We start from the raw sequence: 20,420 nt of genomic DNA on the forward strand, positions 1-20,420 counted from the left end.
CCCCCTCCAGGGGGGCGACACCTGCCGGCCGGCGGAGCCGGACCGGTGGTGTCCTGGGTTCAGTCACCGCACTCCCCGCGGTGGACTGACGGCTCACATCCCATCTGAAAGACACTATGGACTTCTCTCTCAACGACGAACAGAAAATGATGATCGACACCGTGCGTCGATTCATCGCCGAAGAACTCAAACCCCTCGAAGACGAGGTGGAGAACACCGGCGCGCTGCCCCAGGACAAGGCGCTCGCCATCCACACCAAGGCCAAGGCCCTGGGCCTGTATGGCATGAACATGCCGGCCGAACTCGGTGGCGGCGGCCTGTCGAACCTGGACCGCATCCTGTGCGAGGAACAGTTCGGCCACACCACCGACATCCTGATCCGCCGCGCCTTCGGCAACGTCTACGAGCCGCTGCTGCACTGCAAGGGTGAGCAGGTCGAGCGCTGGCTCAAGCCCGCCATCGAAGGCACGCGCACCTGCGCCATCACCATCACCGAATCGGGTGCCGGTTCGGACGCGGCCGGCATCAAGACCCACGCCAAGCGCAACGAGCAAGGCCAGTGGGTGCTCAACGGCGCCAAACACTTCATCAGCGACGGTGAGTGGAGCGACTTCTTCCTGGTCTCGGCCAAGACCGGCGAGAAGGAGATCAGCATGTTCATGGTCGACAAGGGCCTGCCCGGCTTCACCGTCGGCAAGGACCAGAAGATGATGGGCATCCGCGGCACGCCCCACCTCGAACTCTTCTTCGACAACGTGGTGCTGGAAGACGCCGCCCTGCTGGGTGAACAGGGCCAGGGCTTCAAGTTGGCCATGGGCGCGCTGAACGTGGTGCGCCTGGCCCAGGTGGGCGCGCGCGCCGTGGGCAAGGCCACGCACGTGTGCGAGCTGATGCTGGAATACGCCAACGACCGCAAGCAGTTCAACACCCGCATCGGCGACTTCCAGATGGTTCAGCAGATGCTGGCCGACAGCGTGATCGAGATCAACGCCGCGCGCTGGATGGTCTACCACGCCGCCTGGATGCTGGACCAGGGCCTGGACGCCCGCGAACAGATCGCCATGGTCAAGGTGCACGCGGCCGAGACACTGGGCCGCGTGGTGGACCGCGCAGTGCAAATCTTCGGCGGCATGGGTTTCTGCAAGGAGCTGCCGATCGAACGCTACTACCGCGACGCGCGCATCTACCGGATCTTCGATGGCACGTCGGAAATTCACCGCGGGGTGATTGCCAAGTCGGCGCTCAAGAAGGGTGCGCAACTCTTCGATGTGAACCGCTGACATCCCTTCGTTGAACGAGATCTGAGCGGCGGCCGACGATTTCTGGTACCCCAGCATGAGGAGGCCGCCACAGGCATTCGTCGGTGCGAGCGAAATGATTTCACGAATATCAAAGAGACAACCATGAGCAAATTCATGACCGCTGCAGAAGCAGCGAACCTGATCAAGGACGGCGACACCGTGGGCCTGATGGGCGGCGGGGGCGGCCTGGTGGAAGCCACGCACGTGTTCGAGGCGGTGCAGGCGCGTTACCTGTCCACCCAGCAGCCGCGCCACCTGACGGTGATGCACGCCCTGGGCATCGGCGACAAGAAGACCAAGGGCATGAACTGCTTCGCGCACGAAGGCCTGGTGAAGAAAGTCATCGGCGGCCACTGGGTCTGGTCACCCGCCATGCAGCAACTCGCGCTGTCCAACAAGATCGAGGCCTATATCCTGCCCGGCGGCGTGAGCAGCCAGCTCATGCGCGAGATCGGTGCGGGCCGGCCGGGTCTGATCAGCCACATCGGCCTGGGCACGGTCTGCGACCCGCGCTTCGGTGGCGGCCGCATGAACGACGCGGCCCATGAAGACCTGGCCGAGGTCATCACCATCGCCGGGCGCGAGTGGCTGCGCTACAAGCCCTTCCCCATCCACGTCGCCATCGTGCGCGCCAGCGCCGCCGACGAGGACGGCAACATCAGCTTCGAGCACGAGGCGGCCAACCTCGACGCCCAGTCGCTCGCGCTCGCCGCGCGCAACAGCGGCGGCACGGTGATCGTGCAGGTCAAGGAACGCCTGCCCAAGGGTTCGCTCAAGGCGCGCGAAGTGCGCATTCCCTCGGCCTGGGTCGACGCCATCGTGGTCGACCCGGACCAGCAGACCAGCTACGCGATTCCCTTCGACCCGGCCTTCAGCGGCGAACTGACCGGCGCGGCCCGCGCGGCCAGCGAGGCCGAGGACCATGCGCGCGAAGTGGCCGCCACGCAGGAAGCGTTCAGCGAGCGCCAGGCCGTGGCGCGCCGTGCCGCGGTGGAGCTGTTCAACACCGGCAAGGCCCGGCCCGTCATCAACTACGGCGTGGGCGTGCCCGACGCGGTGGCCAAGCTGATCGCGGCGCGCAACGAGCAGCACCGCATCTACCAGACCATCGAACACGGCACCTACGGCGGCACGCTGATGGACGGCGTGCTGTTCGGCTACGCGCGCAACGCCACCGCCATGCTCGACGCCGCGACGCAGTTCGACTTTTACGGCGGCGGCGGGCTGGACGTGGCCTGCCTCGGTTTCGGCGAGCTGGACGAAGAAGGCAGTGTCAACGTCTCGCGCCTGGGCGGCGTCACCGTCGGCCCCGGCGGCTTCATCGACATCGCACAGAACGCGAAGAAGGTGGTGTTCTGCGGCACGCTGGCGGCCAAGGGCGTGAAGCTGGCCACCGGCGACGGCCAGATGCGCGTGCTGCAGCAGGGCGCGGTGCAGAAGCTCGTGAAGCAGGTCGACCAGATCACCTTCAGCGGCCCGCAGGGTCTGGTGCGCGGCCAGGAAGTGCTCTACCTGACCGAACGCGGCAGCTTCCGCCTCACCCCCGAAGGCGTCGAGCTGTTCGAGATCGCGCCCGGCATCGACCTGCAGCGCGACATCCTCGACCAGATGGCCTTCACCCCACGCGTGGCGGCCGATCTGAAGGTGATGGACGCGGCGCACTTCCTGGCCGCCTGAGGAATCGCCGGCTGGTTCTATACTGGCCGAATGAACCAGACGGTACAAAAGGTCAAGCCGGCGGCGACGCGCAAAACGCCGCCGGCGCGCGGTGCGCGCAAGGAACCGCTGCGCACCAACGACCCCGACCGCACCATGGCCAACATCCTCGACGTGGCCAAGCAGGAGTTCGCCGAAAAAGGGCTGGCGGGCGCGCGCATCGACGAGATCGCCGACGCCACCCAGACCAGCAAGCGCATGATCTACTACTACTTCGGTAGCAAGGAAGGTCTGTACACCGCGGTGCTGGAAGCTTCGTACCGGGAGATGCGGACCCATGAGGCGGACCTGGATCTGGAAAACCTCGACCCGGTCGAGGCGCTGCGTCGCCTGGTTGAATACACCTTCGACCACCACCGCGAGCACGAGGACTACATCCGCCTGGTGATGAACGAAAACATCAACCGGGGCCAGTACCTGGCGCAGAGCCCCGAGATCCAGGCCCTGAACGTGCCCGCGATTTCGGCCATCGAATCGCTCTACCGCCGCGGCCTGGCCAGCGGGGTGTTCCGCCCGGGCCTCGATCCGCTCGACATCCACGCCTCCATTTCGGCGCTCACCTTCTTCAATGTGTCCAACCGGCACACCTTTGGCCTGATCTTCAAGTTCGACGCGGCCTCGCCCGACTGGATCGCCCTGCGCCGACGCAGCGTGGTCGAAACCATCGAACGCTTCCTGCTCGCGCTCTGAGGCGCGTGCTCACGCCCGGCCGCCCGCGCGGCACCCCGACACCGCCTAGGGAAAACACCAACGCGCTTGTCGTTGACTGAATTAACTGGTTCGTACATTATTTCCTGAAGACTGAAACCGCTTGCCGGGCGCCGCTTTCAGGCCATCCCTTCCTTCAGGAGATACACCATGCCCCATCGCCTCACCCGCCGTGCGCTGCTCGGCGCCACCACCGCCCTGTGCGCAGCCACCCTGCCCTCTTGGGCCGCGGCACAGGGCAAGGTCGAGCTGATCTATTCGGACACGCTGGTCGAATCGGACCCGCGCGCCGCCATCCTCAAAGACGTGTTCGCCAAGAGCCTGGGGGCCGATTTCGACTTCAAGCCCTATTTCGGCGCGACCCTGTTCAAGCAGGGCACCGAGCCGGTCGCCATGCAGCGCGGCAACCTGCACATGGCCAACCTGGCGGCCTTCGACGTGCAGAAGCAGATCCCGGCCTGGGGCATCGTGACCACGCCCTACATGTTCCGCGACCACCTGCACATGAAGAAGGTGTTCGACGGCGACGTCGGCCAGGAGCTGTTCGCCATGATGGAAAAGCAGATGGGCATCAAGGTCCTGGCGGTGCCCTACATCGGCGTGCGCAACCTGGGCCTCAAGCCCAAGAAGAAGATCATGGTGCCGGCCGATCTGGCCGGTATCAAGCTGCGCATGCCGCCCGGTGAGGCCTGGCAGTTCGTCGGGACCGCCATGGGCGCCAACCCGACGCCGCTGGCCTTCACCGAGGTCTACACCGCGCTGCAGACCGGTGCCATCGACGGCCAGGACAACCCCATGGGCGCGGTCCGCAGCATGAAGTTCTACGAAGTCACCTCGCAGATCGTCAAGACCGGCCACCTGATTGCCAACAACCTGTTCACCATCAGCCTGTCCAAGTGGAACAGCCTGACCCCGGCGCAGCAGAAGACGCTGCAGGCTGCGGCCGACAGGTTCGCTGCGGCCGTGACGGCGCAAGCCCTCAAGGACGACGCCGAACAGGAAGTCTTCATGAAGCAGCAGGGCCTGGACGTCTACACCCCCGACCTGGCGGCCTTCCGCCAGCACGTGCTGGGCGTCTACAGCAAGAGCAAGTTCGCCGCCGACTGGCCGGCCGGCATGCTCGACCGCATCAACAAACTCTGACACCCCCTGCGCCGCTGCGCGGCTTCCCCATCTCTCGCCTGCGGCGGGAGGGGGACGGCACCTGAGGCCCGGCTCTGAGCCGGTTCCTCGGTATCCCTGGAGGGGGCACCTCGCGCGCAGCAGTTGGCACCATGCCATTCACCCATTGCCCGGTTCTGCACTTCTCGGACTCACCCCATGAGCGCTTCCCCCTCTTCACCGCCCGCCCCCCGTCTGCTGCGTTGGCTGCAACTGGGCGCCAACCATGTGCTGGTGCTGATGATGGCCACGATGTTCGTGTCCTTCATCCTGCAGATCGGCTTTCGCTACATCTCCAACAAGCCACTGGCCTGGACCGACGAGGTCTGTGTGCTGATGTGGCTCTGGGGCATTCTCTGGGGCGCGGCCTTTGTCATGAGCAACCGCGACGACATCCGCTTCGACGTGCTCACCAGCCACGTCCCACGGGGCGTGCGGCGCGCACTCACCGTGGTGGTCAGCGCGGCCGTGGTGGTGATCCTGCTGCTCTCGCTGCCGGCGAGCTGGAGCTACGTCAGCTTCATGAAGGTCGAAGACTCGGCCGCCCTGGGCATCCGCATGGACTTCTTCTTCTCGATCTACATCGCCTTCGTGGTGGCCATGGTGGTGCGCCACGCCTGGCTGGGCATCGACGCCCTGCGCAACCGCCTGTTTGACGACGAACCCGCTGCCGAAGTGGCCAAGGAGGCCGCATGAACCTGTTCTCTCCTTTTGCGATGACGGTCTACCTGATCATCGCGCTCAGCCTGATGGGCCTGCCCATCGGCCTGTCGATGCTGGTCAGCTCCATCATGTACCTGTTCGTCACCGGCCAGGACATGGGCATCGCCGCCGAGCAGTTGCTGCAGGGCCTGAACAACTCCTACACCCTGCTGGCGATCCCGCTGTTCATTCTCGCGGCCGAGATCATGAACATGGGCTCGCTCACCGACAAGCTGCTCGGGTTCTGCAACGCCATCGTCGGGCGCTTCCGCGGCGGCCTGGGCCACGTGAACATCCTGTCTTCGCTGATCTTTTCGGGCATGTCGGGCTCGGCGATTGCCGACGCTGCCGGCGTGGGCCGCATGGTCATCAGCATGATGACGCGCGGCGGCCGCTACACCCCCGCCTATGCCGCGGCCGTCACCGCGGCTTCAGCGGTGATCGGGCCCATCATTCCGCCCTCGATCCCGCTGGTGCTCTACGGCCTGATCTCGGACGCTTCCATCGGCTTCCTGTTCATGGCCGGTATCGTGCCCGGCCTGATCCTGGCCGTGGTGCTGATGGCCATGAACGCCTACCTGGCCCGCGTGCGCAACTTCCCGGTGGAGCCGCCGGTGCCGCTGCGCGAGCTGCCGGGCATCACCTTCCGGGCGCTGCCGGCGCTGCTGATGCCGGTGGTGCTGCTGGGCGGCATCTACAGCGGCGTCATGACCCCGACCGAAGCCGCCGCCGTGGCCGCCCTCTATGCGCTGGTGATCTCCACCGTGCTCTACCGCTCGGTCTCCCTGCGGGGCGCCTACGGCGCGCTGCTCTCCAGCGGCCGCTCCATGGCCACCATCGGCATCCTGATCTCGGGCGCGCTGGTGTTCAACTACGTGGTCACGCGCGAGAACATCCCGGTCACCGTGAGCCAGATCCTCACCGCCATGGAACTCACGCCGCTGACTTTCCTGCTGATGGTCAACGTGCTGCTGCTGATCCTGGGCGCGCTGCTCGAAGGCGGCACCATCCTGCTGGTGATCGTCCCGATCCTGATCCCCACCGCCAAGCTGCTGGGCATCGACATGGTGCACTTCGGCCTGGTCGTCACCGTCAACCTGATGATCGGCCTGATCACCCCGCCCTACGGCCTGCTGCTGTTCATCATGGGCAACATCACCGGCGAGCCCCTGCGCCGCATCGTGGCCGAAACCCTGCCCTTCCTCGCCGTGATGATCGGCGCCCTGTTCTTCATCACCTACGTGCCCGACGCCGTGCTGTGGCTGCCCCGCCTGTTCGGCTACCAGGGCTGAGCCCTTTCTGAAAGTCCCGAATGATCCATCCCGACATCCACCGCTTCCTCGTCGACTGGGACGCCGCCTGGGCCATGCTGGCGCCCGGCGCCGGCCCGGCGGCGCGGCGCGGCCACTTTGAAGGCGTGGCCGCAGCGATGCGCGAGCCGCACCCGCCCGGCATCGGTACCCGCGAACACCATGTGCCCGTGCCCGAAACCGGCACCACCGTGCGCGTGCGCGAATTCCGGCCGCAAGGCGCCACCGCGGCGCTGCCCGCACTGGTCTACCTGCACGGCGGCGCCTGGATGCAAGGCAGCCCTGAAACCCACTGGGATATCACGGCCGGTTTCGCCGCGCTGAACCAGCAGGCGGTGTTCAGTGTCGACTACGCGCTGGCGCCCGAACAGCCCTTTCCCCGCGCGCTGCACGAAACCCTGGCGGTCGCGCGCTGGGTTCACGACCACGCCGCCGCGCTGGGCCTGCGCGCCGACGCCATCGCGATCGGCGGCGACAGCGCGGGCGGCAACCTGGCCGCCGCGGCCACCCTGGAACTGCGCGGCACGCCGCAGGCCCCGCGCGCGCAGTTGCTGATCTACCCGGCGACCGAGTTCACGCTGGACCGGCCCTCGCACCGCGAGAACGCCAACGGACCGCTGGTGACCGTGGCGTCCATGCCCATGGTCAACGCCATGTACTGCCCTGACACGAGCCTGCACCTCACGCCCCCCGTCTCGCCCCTGCGCGCGGCCAGCCACGCTGGTCTGCCGCCGGCCTTCGTGGCGGTCGCGCAGCACGACCCGCTGCGCGACGAAGGTATGGCCTACGCCGAAGCGCTGCAGGCGGCCGGTGTGGCGGTGGAACTCGACCGCGGCGAAGCGCTGATCCACGGCTACCTGCGCGCCAAGGCCTACTGCGCGCCGGCGCGCGAGCGCTTCGAGCGCATGGCCGCCTGGCTCCAGAGCACGCTGGCCTGAGCCTTTGAGTTTCTGAACACGAGACCCCGCTTTCCGCATGAAAAAAATCCTGATCCTCAACGGCCCCAACCTCAACCTGCTGGGCACGCGCGAACCCGCCCAGTACGGCCACACCACGCTGGCCGACGTCGAAGCCTTCTGCAAGGCCCATGGCGAGAAGCTCGGCTACGCGGTCGAGTGCTTCCAGAGCAACTGGGAGGGCGCGCTGCTGGACAAGATCCACGAATACGGCCAGCTTTTCAAGGCCGGTGAGGTGCTCGGCGTGGTGATCAACCCCGGCGCACTCACCCACACTTCCATCGCCCTGCACGACGCCATCAAGGGCGTCGACCCCATGCCCGTGATCGAGTGCCACATCTCCAATGTGCACGCGCGCGAGGCCTTCCGCCACCACTCCTGGGTCTCCCCGGCCGCCGCCGGCATCGTCATCGGCTTCGGCGTCGACGGCTACCTCGTCGCCATCGACGGCTTGGTTCGCAAGTTCGTGCATTCGGCCGCCACGAAGCCCGCCTGACGCCCCGTGGCGGGCGTCGATGACAAAGGGTTTACCCGCAAATTGAGCGATCAACGCACAACCGATTTCGATCAACGAACAACGGGATCTTTGAAAACAGGGCGTATCCGGGGCGGCGTCCCTACAGTCGCCACCGCACGCCGGCCTTCTTTTTCCAGCGCCCCCATGCCTGCCAGCCACCGCCGCGGCCCGGCTTCGCCGGCCCCCCCAGACAAACGCCTCCGGGGGTTGCACAGGCACGGCGGCGGTCACATCGCATCGTCATGATCAACGGCCACACCGAACTCATCGCCCACATCGGCTACCCGACACACAGCTTCAAGTCGCCGATGATCTACAACCCCTTCTTCGAAAAGATGGGGATCAACGCCGTCGTCGTGCCGTTCGGCTGCCGGCCCGACGACTACCCGGCGCTGCTCCGGAGCCTGTTCTCGCTCACCAACATCCGCGGGGCGCTGATCACCATGCCGCACAAGGTGGTCACCGTCGGCCTGCTGGACGAGGTCACGCCCACCGTCAAGGTGGCGGGCGCCTGCAACGCGGTCAAACGCCTGCCCGACGGGCGGCTCGTCGGCGACCAGTTCGACGGCGCCGGTTTCGTCCGTGGCGTGCAGCGCAAGGGCCTGGTGCTGACCGGCGCGCGCGTGCTGGTGGTCGGCAGCGGCGGCGTGGGCTGCGCCATCGCGGCGTCGCTGGCGGGCGCAGGCATCGCCCACATCAGCCTGTACGACGTGCAGGCCGCGTCGGCCGAGGCCCTGGACCGGCGCATCCGCGAACACTACCCGGCCATCAGCGTGAGCACCGGCAGCAACGATCCGGCCGGCTTCGATCTCGTGGTCAACGCCACCCCGATGGGCATGAACGAAGGCGACCCCCTGCCACTGGACGTGGCCCGCCTGGACGCCGCGACCTTTGTCGGCGAGGTCGTGATGCGCACCGAAATGACCGCCTTTCTCGCGGCCGCTGCGGCCAGAGGCTGCCAGGTGCAAGTGGGCTCTGACATGCTGTTCGAAATGATTCCGGCTTATCTGGAATACTTCGGCCTGCCCAGCACCACGGCCGACGAGCTCCGTTCCGTGGCGCGCCTGAGCTACTGACTCCCGAGCCCCGCTTGCCCTCCCCCGACCATCCGCACCCCGGCCAGGGCGTCGCCCTGGCCATCCTGGCGACCGCCTGCTTCGCCCTCCTCGACACCCTCTCTCAATTCGTCGGCAGCGCCGTACCCGTGCTGATGGCCATCTGGACGCGCTTTCTGGTGCAGACCGGCATGACCGTGGGCCTGCTGCTGCCCAGGCAGGGCCGCTCGCTGTTCGCGACCCGGGCGCCGGGGTGGCAACTGCTGCGCGGCGCCCTCATGACCACCTCGGGGGTGGGCGCCTACCTGAGCCTGCAGCATGTGCCGGTCGGCGAGTTCACCGCCATCCTCATGCTGGTGCCGCTGGCCGTCACGCTGCTGGCGGCCGTGCTGCTGCGCGAGCGGGTCAGCGCGCTCACCTGGGCCCTGGTGGCGGGCGGCCTGACCGGCGCGCTGATCATCGTGCGGCCCAAGGGCAGCGACCTCAACCTCGGCATGTTCCTGCCGCTGGTGCTGGTGGTCATCAACGCCTGCTACCAGATCGTGACCAGCCGCATGGTCAAGACCGAAGACCCCGCCACCATGCACTTCTACACCGGCCTGTTCGGACTGGCCATCGCATCCCTGGCCCTGCCCTGGAGCTGGACGCGGTTGCCTACACCCGGACTCTGGCTGCTGGTGGCCCTGCTCGGCGTGTTCGGTTCGCTCGGCCACTATTTCATGATCAAGGCCTACCAGAAGGCGCCAGCCTCGCGCATCACGCCCTACATGTACAGCCAGATCGGTTTCGCCACGCTGGCCGGCTGGATCGTGTTCGGCCACGCCCCCGATGTCTGGACCGTGCTCGGCATCGCGCTGGTGGCGGTGTGCGGTGTGCTGGGGGTCCGTGCGCGGTAGGCAGCACCGCCGCTTCGCCCACCTGCTTGGGCTGGGCCGGCGCTGACGCGCGACGTGCTCAGGCCGGGTCGCCCAGCCCCGCCAACCGCCGGTCGAGCTGGAAGCAGGCGCTGAAAGCCTGCGTGTCCACCGCCTCGGGCAGCCCCAGCCCCAGGACGGGCAGCACCGCGAGCGCCGCCTGCGCGGCGGTGGTGTGCAGCGCTTCGATCACCAGCACGCCGTCGAACACGCCTTCGGCACTGCGGCGCATGGACTTCTCCCGGGTCTGTACCCCGGTACCGGCGGCATCGACCTGCACCAGCCAGACCTGCGCCACGGCGTCCAGCGCGGCGATGCGCTGCACCAGCGCCTGCCGGGCCGCAGCCTCGTGCAGGCCGGCCGCCGCCAGGTCCAGCCGCAACGGCAGGACCACCGAGCCGCTGCCCAGACCCGCCCGCGCCACCACCGGCCCGCCGCCGCGGGCGAAGTTCTGCAGGATGGGCATGGTGCGCTGCGACCAGGGCGTGGGCGCGTTCAGGCGCGCCAAGTACGACGCACCGGCCAGCACGCCCGCGTCCTGCAGTTCGTAGGTGATGAAAAAACGGCGCTTGCCGCTCGCCTCGGCGCGGAACACCCGGCCCGCGAGAAAGCCGTCCACCCCCACCCGCTCCAGCACGTGTTCGCGCGTGAGCCAGTGCAGGTAGTCGGTTTCCTGGTCGGGTTCGATGTCGCTCCAGATGGCGAGCTGGGCGGTTCCGCGAAGCGTCATGCGGGGGCGTCCTTTCAGCTCAGGGCGTTGATTTTTTCCAGCATGCCGGCCGGCCAGTCTTTGGCCTGATCGGAAGACAGGTAAACCTTCTGCGCGTATTCGCGGAACGCGTTGACGTTGGGCGCATACACCTCCAGGCCGGCCTTGCGGAACTCGTCGGCCAGAGCGGCTTCGCGCTTGACGTGTTCGGCATTGCTCCAGGCAATCGCCTTGTCGGCCGCAGCCTGGAAGGCCTGCTGTTTGGCGGGCGACATCGCCTGCCAGCGCTTGAGGTTGATGGTCAGCAGGTCGTACCCCACCAGGTGCGAGGTCAGCACGATCTGCTGCATCACCTCGTAGAACTTCATGTTCTGCACGTTGGGCAGCGGGTTGTCCTGGCCGTCGATGGCACCGGTCTGCAAGCCGGTGTAGGTCTCGGCATAGGCCATGGGCGTGGGGTTGGCGCCCAGCGATCGGCCCAGCAGTTGCCAGGCATCCCCCGGCGGCATGCGCAGCTTGACGCCGGCCAGGTCGGCCGGCGTGTTGATCTTCTTCTTGCCCTTGAGGCCGACGTGGCGGGTGCCGAAGAAGGTGGGGCCGAGGATCTTCACCTTCACCTGGTCTTCGACCATCTTCTTCATCTGCGCGCCCAGGTCGCTGGCAAAGAACCTGGTGAGGTGGTCCGCGTCCCGGAACAGGTAGGCCGAGGTCAGCAGCGACCAGGCCGGCACCTGCTTGGAAATGTCTTGCGGGCCGATGTTGCCCATGTCCAGGTTGTCGCGCTGCAGCGCCACCAGTTCGGTGCCCTGCTTGTAGAGCGAAGAGTTGAGGAAGGTCTCGATCTTGTAGTCGGCCGCCACCGCGGTCGCGAGCTGTTTCATCATCTCGGCGCGGATGTCGCGGTCGGAAAACACCGCCGCGAAGCGCAGGGTCTGCGGTGTCTGCGCCCAGGCGGGCAGCATGGAAGCGGCGGCGAGCGTGGCGCCGGCACGCAGGACGTCGCGGCGTGGAATCTGGAAGCTCATGAAGGTCTCCTGGGTGGTTGTCGAAAGCAAGAATCAGTGACCGGCACCGAGCCGTTCGGCCGCGGCGCGGATGGCCATCTCGTAGCCAAAGGGGCCGAAGCCGCAGATGACCCCGGTGGCGGCCAGCGAGACCAGCGAGTGCTGGTACAGCGGATCGCGGCGGTGGATGTTGGTGATGTGCACTTCCGCCAGCGGGCAGTCCAGCGTCTTGAGCGCGTCCAGCAGCGGAATGGAGCGAAACGACAGGCCGGCTGGGTTGATGACCACAGCCGCGGCCTTTTCACGCGCTTCCTGCACCCAGTCGACCATCACGCCTTCGTGGTTGGTCTGGCGGAATTCGCAGGCCAGGCCGAGCTCGGCCGTCACGCGCCGGCAGCGGGCTTCCACCCCGGCCAGGGTTTCGCTGCCGTACAGGTGTGGCTCGCGCAGGCCCAGCAGGTTCAGGTTGGGGCCATTGAGCACATAGACGGTGGCGGGTTCAACAGGCATCGGGCGGTCTCCGGGACTTTCAGGGGTGAGGGTCCCCGCAGGGACCGGTTGTGCGACGATTGTTCGGTGACCGGAAGAAATTCTTTCCTTTTCAGAAAGTCATTTCTCAATACAAAAAGGAGACCGCATGAGCATCGCGCTGGACCGGGGCCTGTCCCTGCTGGAACAGCTCGCCGCCCACCCCGAAGGCCTGCCGCTGGCCCAGATGGCGGGCGACCTGGACATGCCGCTGAGCGCCTGCCACCGCCTGCTGGCGGAACTGCAGCGGCGCGGCTACGTGCGCCAGCAGCGCCGGCAGGGCGACTACCAGCTGACCACCAAACTGGTGTCGCTGGGGCTCGGCTACCTGAGCAGTTCGGGCATCGTGGACGTGGCCGAACCCCTGCTGGAACGGCTGGCCCAGCGCACCGGCGAGCTGGTGCGGCTGTCGGTGGTGGACGGCGACCGCCTGACCTGGGTGGCCAAGGCCCAGGGCTTGCGCAAGGGCCTGCGCTACGACCCGGACATGGGGCAGGACGCCCGCCTGTCCTGCACCGCGTCGGGCCACGCCTGGCTGCTGACCATGAGCGACGAGGACGCGCTCACGCTGGTGATGCGCCAGGGGCTGGGCGCCCCCGCCGACTACGGCCCCCGCGCGCCCACCACGGTGAAGGCCCTGCTGGGTGTCCTGCACGCGGCGCGGGTGCGCGGCTACGCGGTGATCGACGAGGTGTTCGCGCCCGGCATGAGCGCGATGGCGGTGCCGGTACTGCGCCGCAATGAACCCATCGGCGTGATCAGCGTGGCCGGGCCCCGGCTGCGCTTGACCGTCGAGCGGATGCACGAGCTGGCGCCCGAACTGCTGACCGCCGCCGCCGAACTGGGCCCGATCCTCAACACCAACAGCCTCATGGGGCGCCCGCCCCTGGGCAAGGGCTGAGGCTGCGGCACAGGTTCAGTCCCGGACCGCGTCGCAGCGCTTGAGTGCGGCCTTGAGCATGTCCACGAAGGCGCGGGTCTTGGGCGGCACGAGCTTGCGCCCCGGATAGACCGCCCAGGCCGGCGCCTCGGGCAGGGACCACGCGGGCAGCACGCGGCGCAGTTGCCCTTCGCGCACGGCCGCCGACGCGAAATGGTCGGGCAAGGCCGCAATGCCGGCCCCCGCGCGCGCCAGCCGCATCAGCAACTCGGGCGAATTCGCGCTCGCCCGGCCGGACGGCACCGAGGTCCACCGTTCCTCGCCCTGGCTCAGCGGCCAGGCGGCGGGCTCGCCATTGCCGCGCATCAGCCGCAGCGCGGTGTGGTGGACCAGTTCGTCGGGGTGCCGGGGTTCGCCATGCGCTTGCAGATAGGCCGGTGCGGCGTACAGGCCGTTGGAGAACACCGCCAGCCGCGTGGCGACCAGCAGGTTGTCGTCGGGCAGGTCGCCCATGCGCAGCACCACGTCGAAGCCCTCGCCCAGCAGGTCGACGCGGCGCGGCGACAGGTCCAGATCAAGCGTGATCGCCGGGTGCAGCGCCACGAAAGCGGCCAGGCTGTCGACCAGCACCAGGTTCGCGAAATCGCTGGGCATGGACACGCGCAGCCGCCCGCTGGGCGCGGCGCGGCGCTGCTCGCGCAGGCTGTGCACCGCCTCCAGCTCGGCCACCACCTGGCGGGCGTGCTCCAGCAGCTGCAGGCCGAAATCGGTGAGCGACTGGCGGCGCGTGGTGCGCAGCAGCAGGCGCTCGCCCATCAGCCGCTCCAGCGCCGCCAGACGCCGCGAGACGGTCGATTTGGGCAGACCCAGGCGCACGGCCGCCTGGCTGAAACTGCCCAGTTCGGCCACCCGGGCAAAGATCAGCAGATCGGTCGGATCGATGGCATCGGGCCCGCATTCGCGCGTTGATTGTTCCATATGGAGAACAATCTTATCCAATAAGGCGGATTTTCAAAGGAATTGTTTTTCCATAAAGTCGAGTCCATCGATCAACTTTTCGCTTTTTCCCTTTCCCCCTTTTCAGGAGCCCACCATGAAGATTCTGCAGATCAACGCCTCCGCCCGCCGCGAAGCCGGCAATTCCACCAAGCTGGCCAACAGCGTGAGTGAGCGCCTGGTCGCCGCCCACCCGGGCAGCACCGTCACCGTCCGCGATCTGGGCACCCACCCCGTGACCGTGCTGGACGAAGCCGCGCTGGGCGCCCTGTTCACCCCGGTCGAGCAGCGCAACGCCGAGCAAGCCGCCGTGGTGGCCGAGTTCGACGCCCTGATTGCCGAACTGCAGGCACACGACGCCATCGTGCTGGGCGTGCCGATGTACAACTTCGGCGTGCCGGTGCAGCTCAAGGCCTGGATCGACGCCGTGGCCCGCGCCGGCGTGACCTTCCGCTACACCGAGAAGGGCCCCGAAGGCCTGGTCACCGGCAAGACCGTCTACCTGGCGCTGGCCCGTGGCGGCCTCTACCGCGACCAGCCGCACGACAGCCAGATGCCCTACCTCAAGACCGTGCTGGGCTTCCTGGGCCTGACCGACCTGCGTGCGATCTACGCCGAAGGCCTGAACATGGGCCCCGAGGCCGCCGCCAAGGGTTTCGCCCAGGCGGAAGCCGACCTGGCCGCCGCCATCGGCTGAGCGCGCCTCCACAACGGCTGCGCGGGGCGGCCGCTTTTTTCACACCCCGCACCTTCAGGAGAAGTCCATGACCGCCACCTCAACCACCCGCCTGCAGCAGCCGCGCCGCGTCGAGCGGCTGGTGGCGGGCATACCCACCTCCGACGGTGCGGGCGTCAAGCTCACCCGCGTGCTGACGCAGAACCTGCAGCGCCGGCTGGACCCGTTCCTGATGCTCGACGCCTTCGGCAGCGACCAGGCCGACGACTACATCGCCGGCTTCCCGGACCACCCGCACCGCGGCTTCGAGACCATCACCTACATGATCGCGGGCCGCATGCTGCACCGCGACAGCGCCGGCCACGAAGGCCTGCTGGAAAACGGTGGCGTGCAGTGGATGACCGCCGGTCACGGCGTGATCCACTCCGAAATCCCGCAGCAGGAAGAAGGCCTGATGGAAGGCTTCCAGCTCTGGCTGAACCTGCCTGCGAGTGACAAGCTGTGCCACCCCTGGTACCGCGACTTCACCAACGCCGACCTGCCGCAGTTCACCACGCCCGAAGGCGTGGCGGTGACGGTCATCGCCGGTGACAGCCACGGCGTGACCGGCGCGGTGACCCGCGAAGGCACGCAGCCGCTGTACCTGGACCTGCACCTGGCCGCGGGCTCGGCGTTCGAGCAGGCGCTGCCCGGCACGCACAACGCCTTCGTCTACGTCTACCGCGGCGAGGTGAGCGTCAACGGCACGGCGGTCCCGGTGCAGCGCATGGCGCTGCTGGCCAACGACCCTGACAGCGACGGCGTGCGCATCGAAGCCGATGCCGATGCCGATGCCGATGCCAAGGTGCTGCTGATCGCCGGCCGGCCGCTGAACGAACCCATCGCCCAGTACGGCCCCTTCGTGATGAACACCACCGAAGAGATCTACCAGGCGCTGGCCGATTTCCGCGACGGCCGCCTGGGCGAACGCGCCACGGCCTGAACGGCCTCCACCGCCAGCGCCGCCGGGCCGGGCGCTGGCCGCAGTGGCAGAATGCCGGTCCCCGCGTGGAGCCCCTGGCTCCGCGCGCCCATTTCTGTTCCCACGCTCCATGCAAGCAGCCCCCCTGGCCGGCACCCTCGGCATCGACTTCGGCACCTCCAACTCCGCCATGGCCTGGGCCGAGCCCCACGGCACGGCCCGCCTGATTCCACTCGAAGGCACGGCCGTGGCCATGCCCACGGCCGTGTTCTTCAACGCCGAAGACCAGCGCATCCATTTCGGCCGCGATGCGGTGGCGCAGTACCTGGCCGGCACCGAAGGCCGGCTGATGCGTTCGCTCAAAAGCCTGCTGGGCAGCCCGCTCATCCACGAAAGCACCGAGGTCAACCACCGCTCGGTCAGCTTCCTGGAGATCGTCACCACCTTCCTGGCCGAGTTGCGCGAACGCGCGGCGCAGTCGCTGGGCAGCGCGCCGCAGCGCGTGGTGATGGGCCGGCCGGTGCACTTCGTCGACGACGATGCGGACCGCGACGCTGCCGCGCAGCAGTCGCTGCTGGAAGCGGCGCAGGCGGCGGGTTTCGGCGAAGTGCACTTCCAGCTCGAACCGATCGCCGCCGCGCTCGACCACGAACGCCGGCTGAGCCACGAATCCCTGGTGCTGATCGCCGACATCGGTGGCGGCACCTCCGACTTCACCGTGGTGCGCCTGGGGCCGCAGCGCATGGCGCGGCCCGACCGCGCGGACGACGTGCTGGCCACCACCGGCGTGCACATCGGCGGCACCGACTTCGACCAGCGGCTCAGCCTCGAACAGGTGATGCCGCTGATGGGCTACCGCCACCTCGGCCCGCAAGGGCGCGAAGTGCCCAGCCGCATCTTCTTCGACCTCTCGACCTGGCACCTGATCCAGTGGCAATACCAGCCGCGCGCGATCAGCCAGGCGCAGGCGCTGCGGGTCAACTACCGCGACGTGCGCCTGCACGAGCGCCTGATGCGCGTGCTGCGCGAACGCCACGGCCACCACATCGCCCACGAGGTGGAACAGGCCAAGATCCGCGCCTCGATGACCAGCGCCGACACCACGATCGACCTGTCCATCGTCGAAGCCGCCCTCACCGCCCCGCTGGGGGCGGCTGCGCTGCGCGACCACCTGGACAGCCTGCTGGCCCGCACCGTGGCCTGCGCCCGCGAATGCGTGCAGCGCGCCGGCCTGGGCGAGCGCCGGCCCGACGCGATCTACCTCACCGGCGGCTCGTCCGCCCTGCGGCCGTTCCAGCAGGCGCTGGGCGCGGCCTTCCCCGGCGTGCCCCTGATCGAGGGCGACCTGTTCGGGGGTGTGGCATCGGGGCTGGTGTACGGCGCCGTGCCGCCCGCACCCTGACCGCCCGGAAACGGGCTCAGCCCACGGTCTTGAGCCGCATCTGGTTGGGCAGCGGCACCGAACGGCGCAGCACGTCTTCGGCCAGCCACAGCGCGGCGCGCTGGCCGCGCTCGGCCACCATCGGCAGCGGCATCTGCTGGTAGTCGTCGTTGAAGACCTCGAAGCTGTAGTCGCCCTGGTAGCCCAGCCGGTCCAGCCGCTGCACCAGGTCCACCAGCTGTTCGCTGTGCACCCCTTCGCCGGGGAACACCCGGAAGGTGCGCGCCGTGGTCATGCGCTCTTCAAACGTGCGGGTTTCCTGCCACATGAAGTCGGCCAGCTGGACCAGGAAAATCTTGCTCGGGTCGAGATAGTCGATCTCGTCCAGGCTGGTCTTGGCCGCGAAGATGTGGAAGGAGTCGAGACCCAGGCCCAGATTCGGACAGTCGGCGCGGCAGACCACGTCCCACGCGGTGGTGAACTCGTTGACCGTGCGCCCCCAGGACAGGCCTTCGTAGGCGATCTTGATGCCCAGCGGCAGCGCCAGCATGGCGAGCTTGCGCAGGTCGCGCGCGATGTGGTCCAGATCCTGGGTGGCGTGCACCGAGGTGGACGAACAGGCCAGCAGCACCTTGCAGCCCAGCGCGGCACACATCTCCAGCATGGCCTTGGCGATGTCCACCTTGTATTGGTGCAGATGGCCCGAAAGGCCTTCGAAATCGCGCAGCACCTGAAAGCCCGTGCCACGCAGGCCGCTGGCCTTGACCGCCGCGACGGCCGCGCCCAGGCCGCCCGGATGGCCATTGATGTCGTTGGCCTTGAGCATGACCTGCGAGAAGCCGGCGGCCTTCATGGCGGCGAGCTTGGCCTCCAGCGGACCGGCCAGGGTGATGGTGTCCATGCCAAAACCATCGATCGCTTCGCGGATCGCAGCGGGTGTCGAACGCATGTCAGACCTCACCGCGCTGGCTGTGCACCAGCTCGAACACCACCGAGCCCAGGTAGGTCTTGGTGATGGCGCCGCGTTGCCCGGTGTGGGCGGCCTCGGTCTCGACAAATTCCACGCCCAGCGCACGCAGGGCGCGCACCGCCGCCAGCACGTCGGGCACTCCCAGACCGATGCGCTGCAGCTTCTCGTCGACGTCGTACACGTTCACCGGCGGCTCCACCAGTTGCAGCATGAAGCGCTGCGACGGGTCCAGCGCCGGGGTGCGCAGCAGCGTGCCCTTGGGCATGATGCCGAAACGCTGTTCGTCGGGAATGATCTCGGTGCCGAACAGCTCGTCGTAGAACGCGATCCAGTCGTTGCTGCGCTCGGGCCCGATGTACTGCACGACACCGAAGAAGTGGATCCCGGCCGTGGCCGGCGGGTGCTGGTCGACGGTGGGAATCGGCACGAAGTCCACGTCGTAGATCGAGAACTCCTTGTAGCGGTCGACAAAGTAGATGCGGCTGCCACCGGCCCCATGGATGGCCGGGATGTTCAGCTCCATCACTTCGGCGTGCGTCGGCACCGACCAGGCACCGCGTTCGATCACATAGTGGTAGGCCGCACGGGCGTCGCGCACGCGCAGCGCCATGGCAGAAATCGAGGGCACGTCGCTGCCGTGGCTGGCGCCCTGCGCGTCGTTGGGGTGGGCGTTGACAACGATGTTGAGCGCGCCCTGCCGGTAGAGCAGGATCTCGCGCGAGCGGTGCCGCGCCACCGGGCGAAAGCCCATCATCTCCAGCACCTGGCCCAAGGCCTGGGGCTGGGTCGTCGCATATTCGATGAACTCGATGCCGTCCAGCCCGAGCGGGTTGGCCGCATCGCTGAACGACGCCTGCAGCGGCTCGCGGTCGGTGGCGGTGTTGAGCAGCAGATCACTCATGTTCCAGTCTCCAAGGGTTGCGGGCACGGCCACGCCGGGTGCCGCGCCGATGCCACCCGACACTGTAGGGGTGCAAAGGGCGGTGATTCTTCCAGGCCGGCGCAAGTCGTTCGATAATCGAACGGTGTCCCGCGTTGATCGCACGTAATCAGGGTTATTTTCCATGCCACTGAACCTGCCTGCCCACCACACGCCGCCGCTGGAGAAGCGCGACTGGATCGCCGGTCTCGAAAAAGGCCTGGTCGTGATCGAGGCCTTCGACGACCAGCACCCGCGCCTGACCGCGAGCCAGGCCGGCACGCGCTGCGGCCTCACCCGCACCGCCGCCCGGCGCTACCTGCTGACCCTGGCGCACCTGGGCTATGTCGGCACCGACGGCAAGCTGTTCTGGCTCACGCCGCGCATCCTGCGGCTGGGCCACGCCTACCTCGAATCGGCGCGGCTGCCGCGCCTGGTGCAACCCTTCCTGCAGCGCATCGCGGGGGGCACGCAGGAAATCGCCTACCTGGGCGTGATCGACGGCGACGACGCGGTCTACATCGCGCGCAGCGGTTCGCAGCGTCACATGTACGCCGGCTACATGCTGGGGTCGCGCGTGCCGGCGCAGGTCACGGCGGCGGGCATGGCCATCCTCTCGGCCGTGGACGAAGCCGCTTCGGACACCTGGCTGGCGCAGCACACGCTGCGGGCCTTCACCTCGTTCACGGTGTCCAGCAAGGACGCGCTGCGCGAAGAGCTCCAGCGCAACCGCCGCCGGGGCTGGGCGCTGTCGGAGCAGCAGCTCGAACTGAACCACCGGGGCATCGCGGTGCCCCTGCTGGACCGCAACAACGAGGTGCACGGCGCGATCAGCATCACCATGCCGATCAACCAGGAAACCAGCGACGACGCGGTCAAGCGCGTGCTGCCGGTGCTGCAGGAAGCGGCGCGCGGACTGCGCAACCTGATCTAGCTGTTGAGTTGCAATAGGTTGTTCCCGGAGAGCCGGGATGCTGGAGGCTTGTAGCCCAGTGCCGAGTGAGGCCTGCGGGCGTTGTAGTAGGCCAGGAAGGATGGCAGCCAAGCGGTGCGTTC

The 20,420-nt window shown here is 67.8% G+C and carries 22 protein-coding genes; 15 read left to right on the forward strand and 7 right to left on the reverse strand.

Translation table 11 applies throughout. The features are described from left to right. Positions 1 to 116: 116 nt before the first annotated feature. The 10 genes from L0977_RS23710 (at position 117) to L0977_RS23755 (ending at position 10,322) form a co-directional block, all read left to right on the forward strand. A complete protein-coding gene (locus L0977_RS23710) occupies positions 117 to 1,280 on the forward strand; it encodes an acyl-CoA dehydrogenase family protein (protein ID WP_234267406.1) in 1,164 nt (387 codons plus the stop codon). Between the two features lie 123 nt (positions 1,281 to 1,403). After that, positions 1,404 to 2,978 carry an acyl CoA:acetate/3-ketoacid CoA transferase gene (locus L0977_RS23715; protein ID WP_234267407.1) on the forward strand — a complete coding sequence of 525 codons (1,575 nt, stop codon included), beginning with the start codon at positions 1,404 to 1,406 and terminating at the stop codon, positions 2,976 to 2,978. A 30-nt stretch (positions 2,979 to 3,008) separates the two neighbouring features. Beyond that, the gene (locus L0977_RS23720) at positions 3,009 to 3,707 is read left to right on the forward strand and encodes a TetR/AcrR family transcriptional regulator (protein ID WP_234267408.1); all 699 of its coding nucleotides are present in this window, start codon (positions 3,009 to 3,011) and stop codon (positions 3,705 to 3,707) included. A gap of 168 nt (positions 3,708 to 3,875) precedes the next feature. Further along, positions 3,876 to 4,868, forward strand: a complete 993-nt coding sequence (dctP, locus tag L0977_RS23725; RefSeq protein WP_234267409.1) for a TRAP transporter substrate-binding protein DctP — start codon at positions 3,876 to 3,878, stop codon at positions 4,866 to 4,868. Between the two features lie 177 nt (positions 4,869 to 5,045). Continuing rightward, a complete protein-coding gene (locus tag L0977_RS23730) occupies positions 5,046 to 5,582 on the forward strand; it encodes a TRAP transporter small permease (protein ID WP_234267410.1) in 537 nt (178 codons plus the stop codon). Next, positions 5,579 to 6,880, forward strand: coding sequence for a TRAP transporter large permease (locus tag L0977_RS23735; RefSeq protein ID WP_234267411.1), 1,302 nt, complete (start codon positions 5,579 to 5,581; stop codon positions 6,878 to 6,880). Before L0977_RS23730 ends, L0977_RS23735 begins: the two co-directional genes overlap by 4 nt. A gap of 20 nt (positions 6,881 to 6,900) precedes the next feature. Further along, a complete protein-coding gene (locus tag L0977_RS23740) occupies positions 6,901 to 7,836 on the forward strand; it encodes an alpha/beta hydrolase (protein WP_234267412.1) in 936 nt (311 codons plus the stop codon). A gap of 37 nt (positions 7,837 to 7,873) precedes the next feature. Then, positions 7,874 to 8,350, forward strand: coding sequence for a type II 3-dehydroquinate dehydratase (gene aroQ / locus L0977_RS23745; protein ID WP_234267413.1), 477 nt, complete (start codon positions 7,874 to 7,876; stop codon positions 8,348 to 8,350). Positions 8,351 to 8,613: 263 nt separating this feature from the next. Beyond that, positions 8,614 to 9,447 (forward strand): shikimate dehydrogenase family protein, encoded by an 834-nt coding sequence (locus L0977_RS23750; RefSeq protein ID WP_234267414.1) that lies wholly within the window; start codon positions 8,614 to 8,616, stop codon positions 9,445 to 9,447. Positions 9,448 to 9,461: 14 nt separating this feature from the next. Then, positions 9,462 to 10,322, forward strand: a complete 861-nt coding sequence (locus L0977_RS23755; RefSeq protein WP_234267415.1) for a DMT family transporter — start codon at positions 9,462 to 9,464, stop codon at positions 10,320 to 10,322. Positions 10,323 to 10,380: 58 nt separating this feature from the next. On the opposite strand, the gene L0977_RS23760 is transcribed toward L0977_RS23755, so the two are convergent. The 3 genes from L0977_RS23760 to L0977_RS23770 are packed head-to-tail and all read right to left on the reverse strand — an operon-like array spanning position 10,381 to position 12,563. Further along, the gene (locus L0977_RS23760) at positions 10,381 to 11,070 is read right to left on the reverse strand and encodes a DUF4286 family protein (protein WP_234267416.1); all 690 of its coding nucleotides are present in this window, start codon (positions 11,068 to 11,070) and stop codon (positions 10,381 to 10,383) included. 14 nt (positions 11,071 to 11,084) lie between these two features. Then, positions 11,085 to 12,074, reverse strand: a complete 990-nt coding sequence (gene dctP, locus L0977_RS23765; protein ID WP_234267417.1) for a TRAP transporter substrate-binding protein DctP — start codon at positions 12,072 to 12,074, stop codon at positions 11,085 to 11,087. 33 nt (positions 12,075 to 12,107) lie between these two features. After that, positions 12,108 to 12,563 (reverse strand): type II 3-dehydroquinate dehydratase, encoded by a 456-nt coding sequence (locus L0977_RS23770; protein ID WP_234267418.1) that lies wholly within the window; start codon positions 12,561 to 12,563, stop codon positions 12,108 to 12,110. 127 nt (positions 12,564 to 12,690) lie between these two features. Between L0977_RS23770 and L0977_RS23775 the strand changes: the two genes are divergently transcribed. Continuing rightward, positions 12,691 to 13,482: an IclR family transcriptional regulator gene (locus L0977_RS23775; RefSeq protein WP_234267419.1), complete on the forward strand. Its 792-nt coding sequence runs from the start codon at positions 12,691 to 12,693 to the stop codon at positions 13,480 to 13,482. A 15-nt stretch (positions 13,483 to 13,497) separates the two neighbouring features. Here the strand turns inward: L0977_RS23775 and L0977_RS23780 are convergent, their stop codons facing one another. Continuing rightward, positions 13,498 to 14,439 carry a LysR family transcriptional regulator gene (locus tag L0977_RS23780; RefSeq protein WP_234267420.1) on the reverse strand — a complete coding sequence of 314 codons (942 nt, stop codon included), beginning with the start codon at positions 14,437 to 14,439 and terminating at the stop codon, positions 13,498 to 13,500. A gap of 115 nt (positions 14,440 to 14,554) precedes the next feature. Here L0977_RS23780 and L0977_RS23785 point away from each other — a divergent pair, with 115 nt between their 5' ends. The 3 genes from L0977_RS23785 to L0977_RS23795 all read left to right on the forward strand — a co-directional run bounded on the left by L0977_RS23785 (position 14,555) and on the right by L0977_RS23795 (position 17,496). Beyond that, the gene (locus tag L0977_RS23785) at positions 14,555 to 15,154 is read left to right on the forward strand and encodes an FMN-dependent NADH-azoreductase (protein WP_234267421.1); all 600 of its coding nucleotides are present in this window, start codon (positions 14,555 to 14,557) and stop codon (positions 15,152 to 15,154) included. A 67-nt stretch (positions 15,155 to 15,221) separates the two neighbouring features. Then, positions 15,222 to 16,115 carry a pirin family protein gene (locus tag L0977_RS23790; protein ID WP_234267422.1) on the forward strand — a complete coding sequence of 298 codons (894 nt, stop codon included), beginning with the start codon at positions 15,222 to 15,224 and terminating at the stop codon, positions 16,113 to 16,115. 109 nt (positions 16,116 to 16,224) lie between these two features. Continuing rightward, entirely contained in the window at positions 16,225 to 17,496 is a 1,272-nt protein-coding gene (locus L0977_RS23795) for an Hsp70 family protein (RefSeq protein WP_234267423.1), read from the forward strand. Between the two features lie 16 nt (positions 17,497 to 17,512). Here the strand turns inward: L0977_RS23795 and L0977_RS23800 are convergent, their stop codons facing one another. Both L0977_RS23800 and L0977_RS23805 read right to left on the reverse strand, forming a co-directional pair. Continuing rightward, a complete protein-coding gene (locus L0977_RS23800) occupies positions 17,513 to 18,424 on the reverse strand; it encodes a sugar phosphate isomerase/epimerase family protein (protein ID WP_234267424.1) in 912 nt (303 codons plus the stop codon). 1 nt (position 18,425) lies between these two features. Then, positions 18,426 to 19,346, reverse strand: a complete 921-nt coding sequence (locus tag L0977_RS23805; protein WP_234267425.1) for a 4-hydroxyphenylpyruvate dioxygenase — start codon at positions 19,344 to 19,346, stop codon at positions 18,426 to 18,428. A gap of 163 nt (positions 19,347 to 19,509) precedes the next feature. Here L0977_RS23805 and L0977_RS23810 point away from each other — a divergent pair, with 163 nt between their 5' ends. After that, a complete protein-coding gene (locus L0977_RS23810) occupies positions 19,510 to 20,298 on the forward strand; it encodes an IclR family transcriptional regulator domain-containing protein (protein WP_234267426.1) in 789 nt (262 codons plus the stop codon). On the opposite strand, the gene L0977_RS23815 is transcribed toward L0977_RS23810, so the two are convergent. Further along, the coding region (locus L0977_RS23815; protein WP_234267427.1) for an integrase core domain-containing protein at positions 20,295 to 20,420 on the reverse strand (126 nt) is incomplete at its 5' end. The genes L0977_RS23810 and L0977_RS23815 overlap by 4 nt on opposite strands.

Origin of the sequence: Hydrogenophaga sp. NFH-34, from assembly GCF_021401345.1 — a bacterium.
GTDB classification, from domain to species: Bacteria; Pseudomonadota; Gammaproteobacteria; order Burkholderiales; family Burkholderiaceae_C; genus Hydrogenophaga; species Hydrogenophaga electricum.

Excerpts from the sequence above, each read along its gene's own strand:
- L0977_RS23710 (WP_234267406.1), top strand. The coding sequence starts at position 117 with ATGGACTTCTCTCTCAACGACGAACAGAAAATGATGATCGACACCGTG.
- L0977_RS23715 (WP_234267407.1), top strand. The coding sequence starts at position 1,404 with ATGAGCAAATTCATGACCGCTGCAGAAGCAGCGAACCTGATCAAGGAC.
- L0977_RS23720 (WP_234267408.1), top strand. The coding sequence starts at position 3,009 with ATGAACCAGACGGTACAAAAGGTCAAGCCGGCGGCGACGCGCAAAACG.
- dctP (WP_234267409.1), top strand. The coding sequence starts at position 3,876 with ATGCCCCATCGCCTCACCCGCCGTGCGCTGCTCGGCGCCACCACCGCC.
- L0977_RS23730 (WP_234267410.1), top strand. The coding sequence starts at position 5,046 with ATGAGCGCTTCCCCCTCTTCACCGCCCGCCCCCCGTCTGCTGCGTTGG.
- L0977_RS23735 (WP_234267411.1), top strand. The coding sequence starts at position 5,579 with ATGAACCTGTTCTCTCCTTTTGCGATGACGGTCTACCTGATCATCGCG.
- L0977_RS23740 (WP_234267412.1), top strand. The coding sequence starts at position 6,901 with ATGATCCATCCCGACATCCACCGCTTCCTCGTCGACTGGGACGCCGCC.
- aroQ (WP_234267413.1), top strand. The coding sequence starts at position 7,874 with ATGAAAAAAATCCTGATCCTCAACGGCCCCAACCTCAACCTGCTGGGC.
- L0977_RS23750 (WP_234267414.1), top strand. The coding sequence starts at position 8,614 with ATGATCAACGGCCACACCGAACTCATCGCCCACATCGGCTACCCGACA.
- L0977_RS23760 (WP_234267416.1), bottom strand. The coding sequence starts at position 11,070 with ATGACGCTTCGCGGAACCGCCCAGCTCGCCATCTGGAGCGACATCGAA.
- dctP (WP_234267417.1), bottom strand. The coding sequence starts at position 12,074 with ATGAGCTTCCAGATTCCACGCCGCGACGTCCTGCGTGCCGGCGCCACG.
- L0977_RS23770 (WP_234267418.1), bottom strand. The coding sequence starts at position 12,563 with ATGCCTGTTGAACCCGCCACCGTCTATGTGCTCAATGGCCCCAACCTG.
- L0977_RS23775 (WP_234267419.1), top strand. The coding sequence starts at position 12,691 with ATGAGCATCGCGCTGGACCGGGGCCTGTCCCTGCTGGAACAGCTCGCC.
- L0977_RS23780 (WP_234267420.1), bottom strand. The coding sequence starts at position 14,439 with ATGGAACAATCAACGCGCGAATGCGGGCCCGATGCCATCGATCCGACC.
- L0977_RS23785 (WP_234267421.1), top strand. The coding sequence starts at position 14,555 with ATGAAGATTCTGCAGATCAACGCCTCCGCCCGCCGCGAAGCCGGCAAT.
- L0977_RS23790 (WP_234267422.1), top strand. The coding sequence starts at position 15,222 with ATGACCGCCACCTCAACCACCCGCCTGCAGCAGCCGCGCCGCGTCGAG.
- L0977_RS23795 (WP_234267423.1), top strand. The coding sequence starts at position 16,225 with ATGCAAGCAGCCCCCCTGGCCGGCACCCTCGGCATCGACTTCGGCACC.
- L0977_RS23800 (WP_234267424.1), bottom strand. The coding sequence starts at position 18,424 with ATGCGTTCGACACCCGCTGCGATCCGCGAAGCGATCGATGGTTTTGGC.
- L0977_RS23805 (WP_234267425.1), bottom strand. The coding sequence starts at position 19,346 with ATGAGTGATCTGCTGCTCAACACCGCCACCGACCGCGAGCCGCTGCAG.
- L0977_RS23810 (WP_234267426.1), top strand. The coding sequence starts at position 19,510 with ATGCCACTGAACCTGCCTGCCCACCACACGCCGCCGCTGGAGAAGCGC.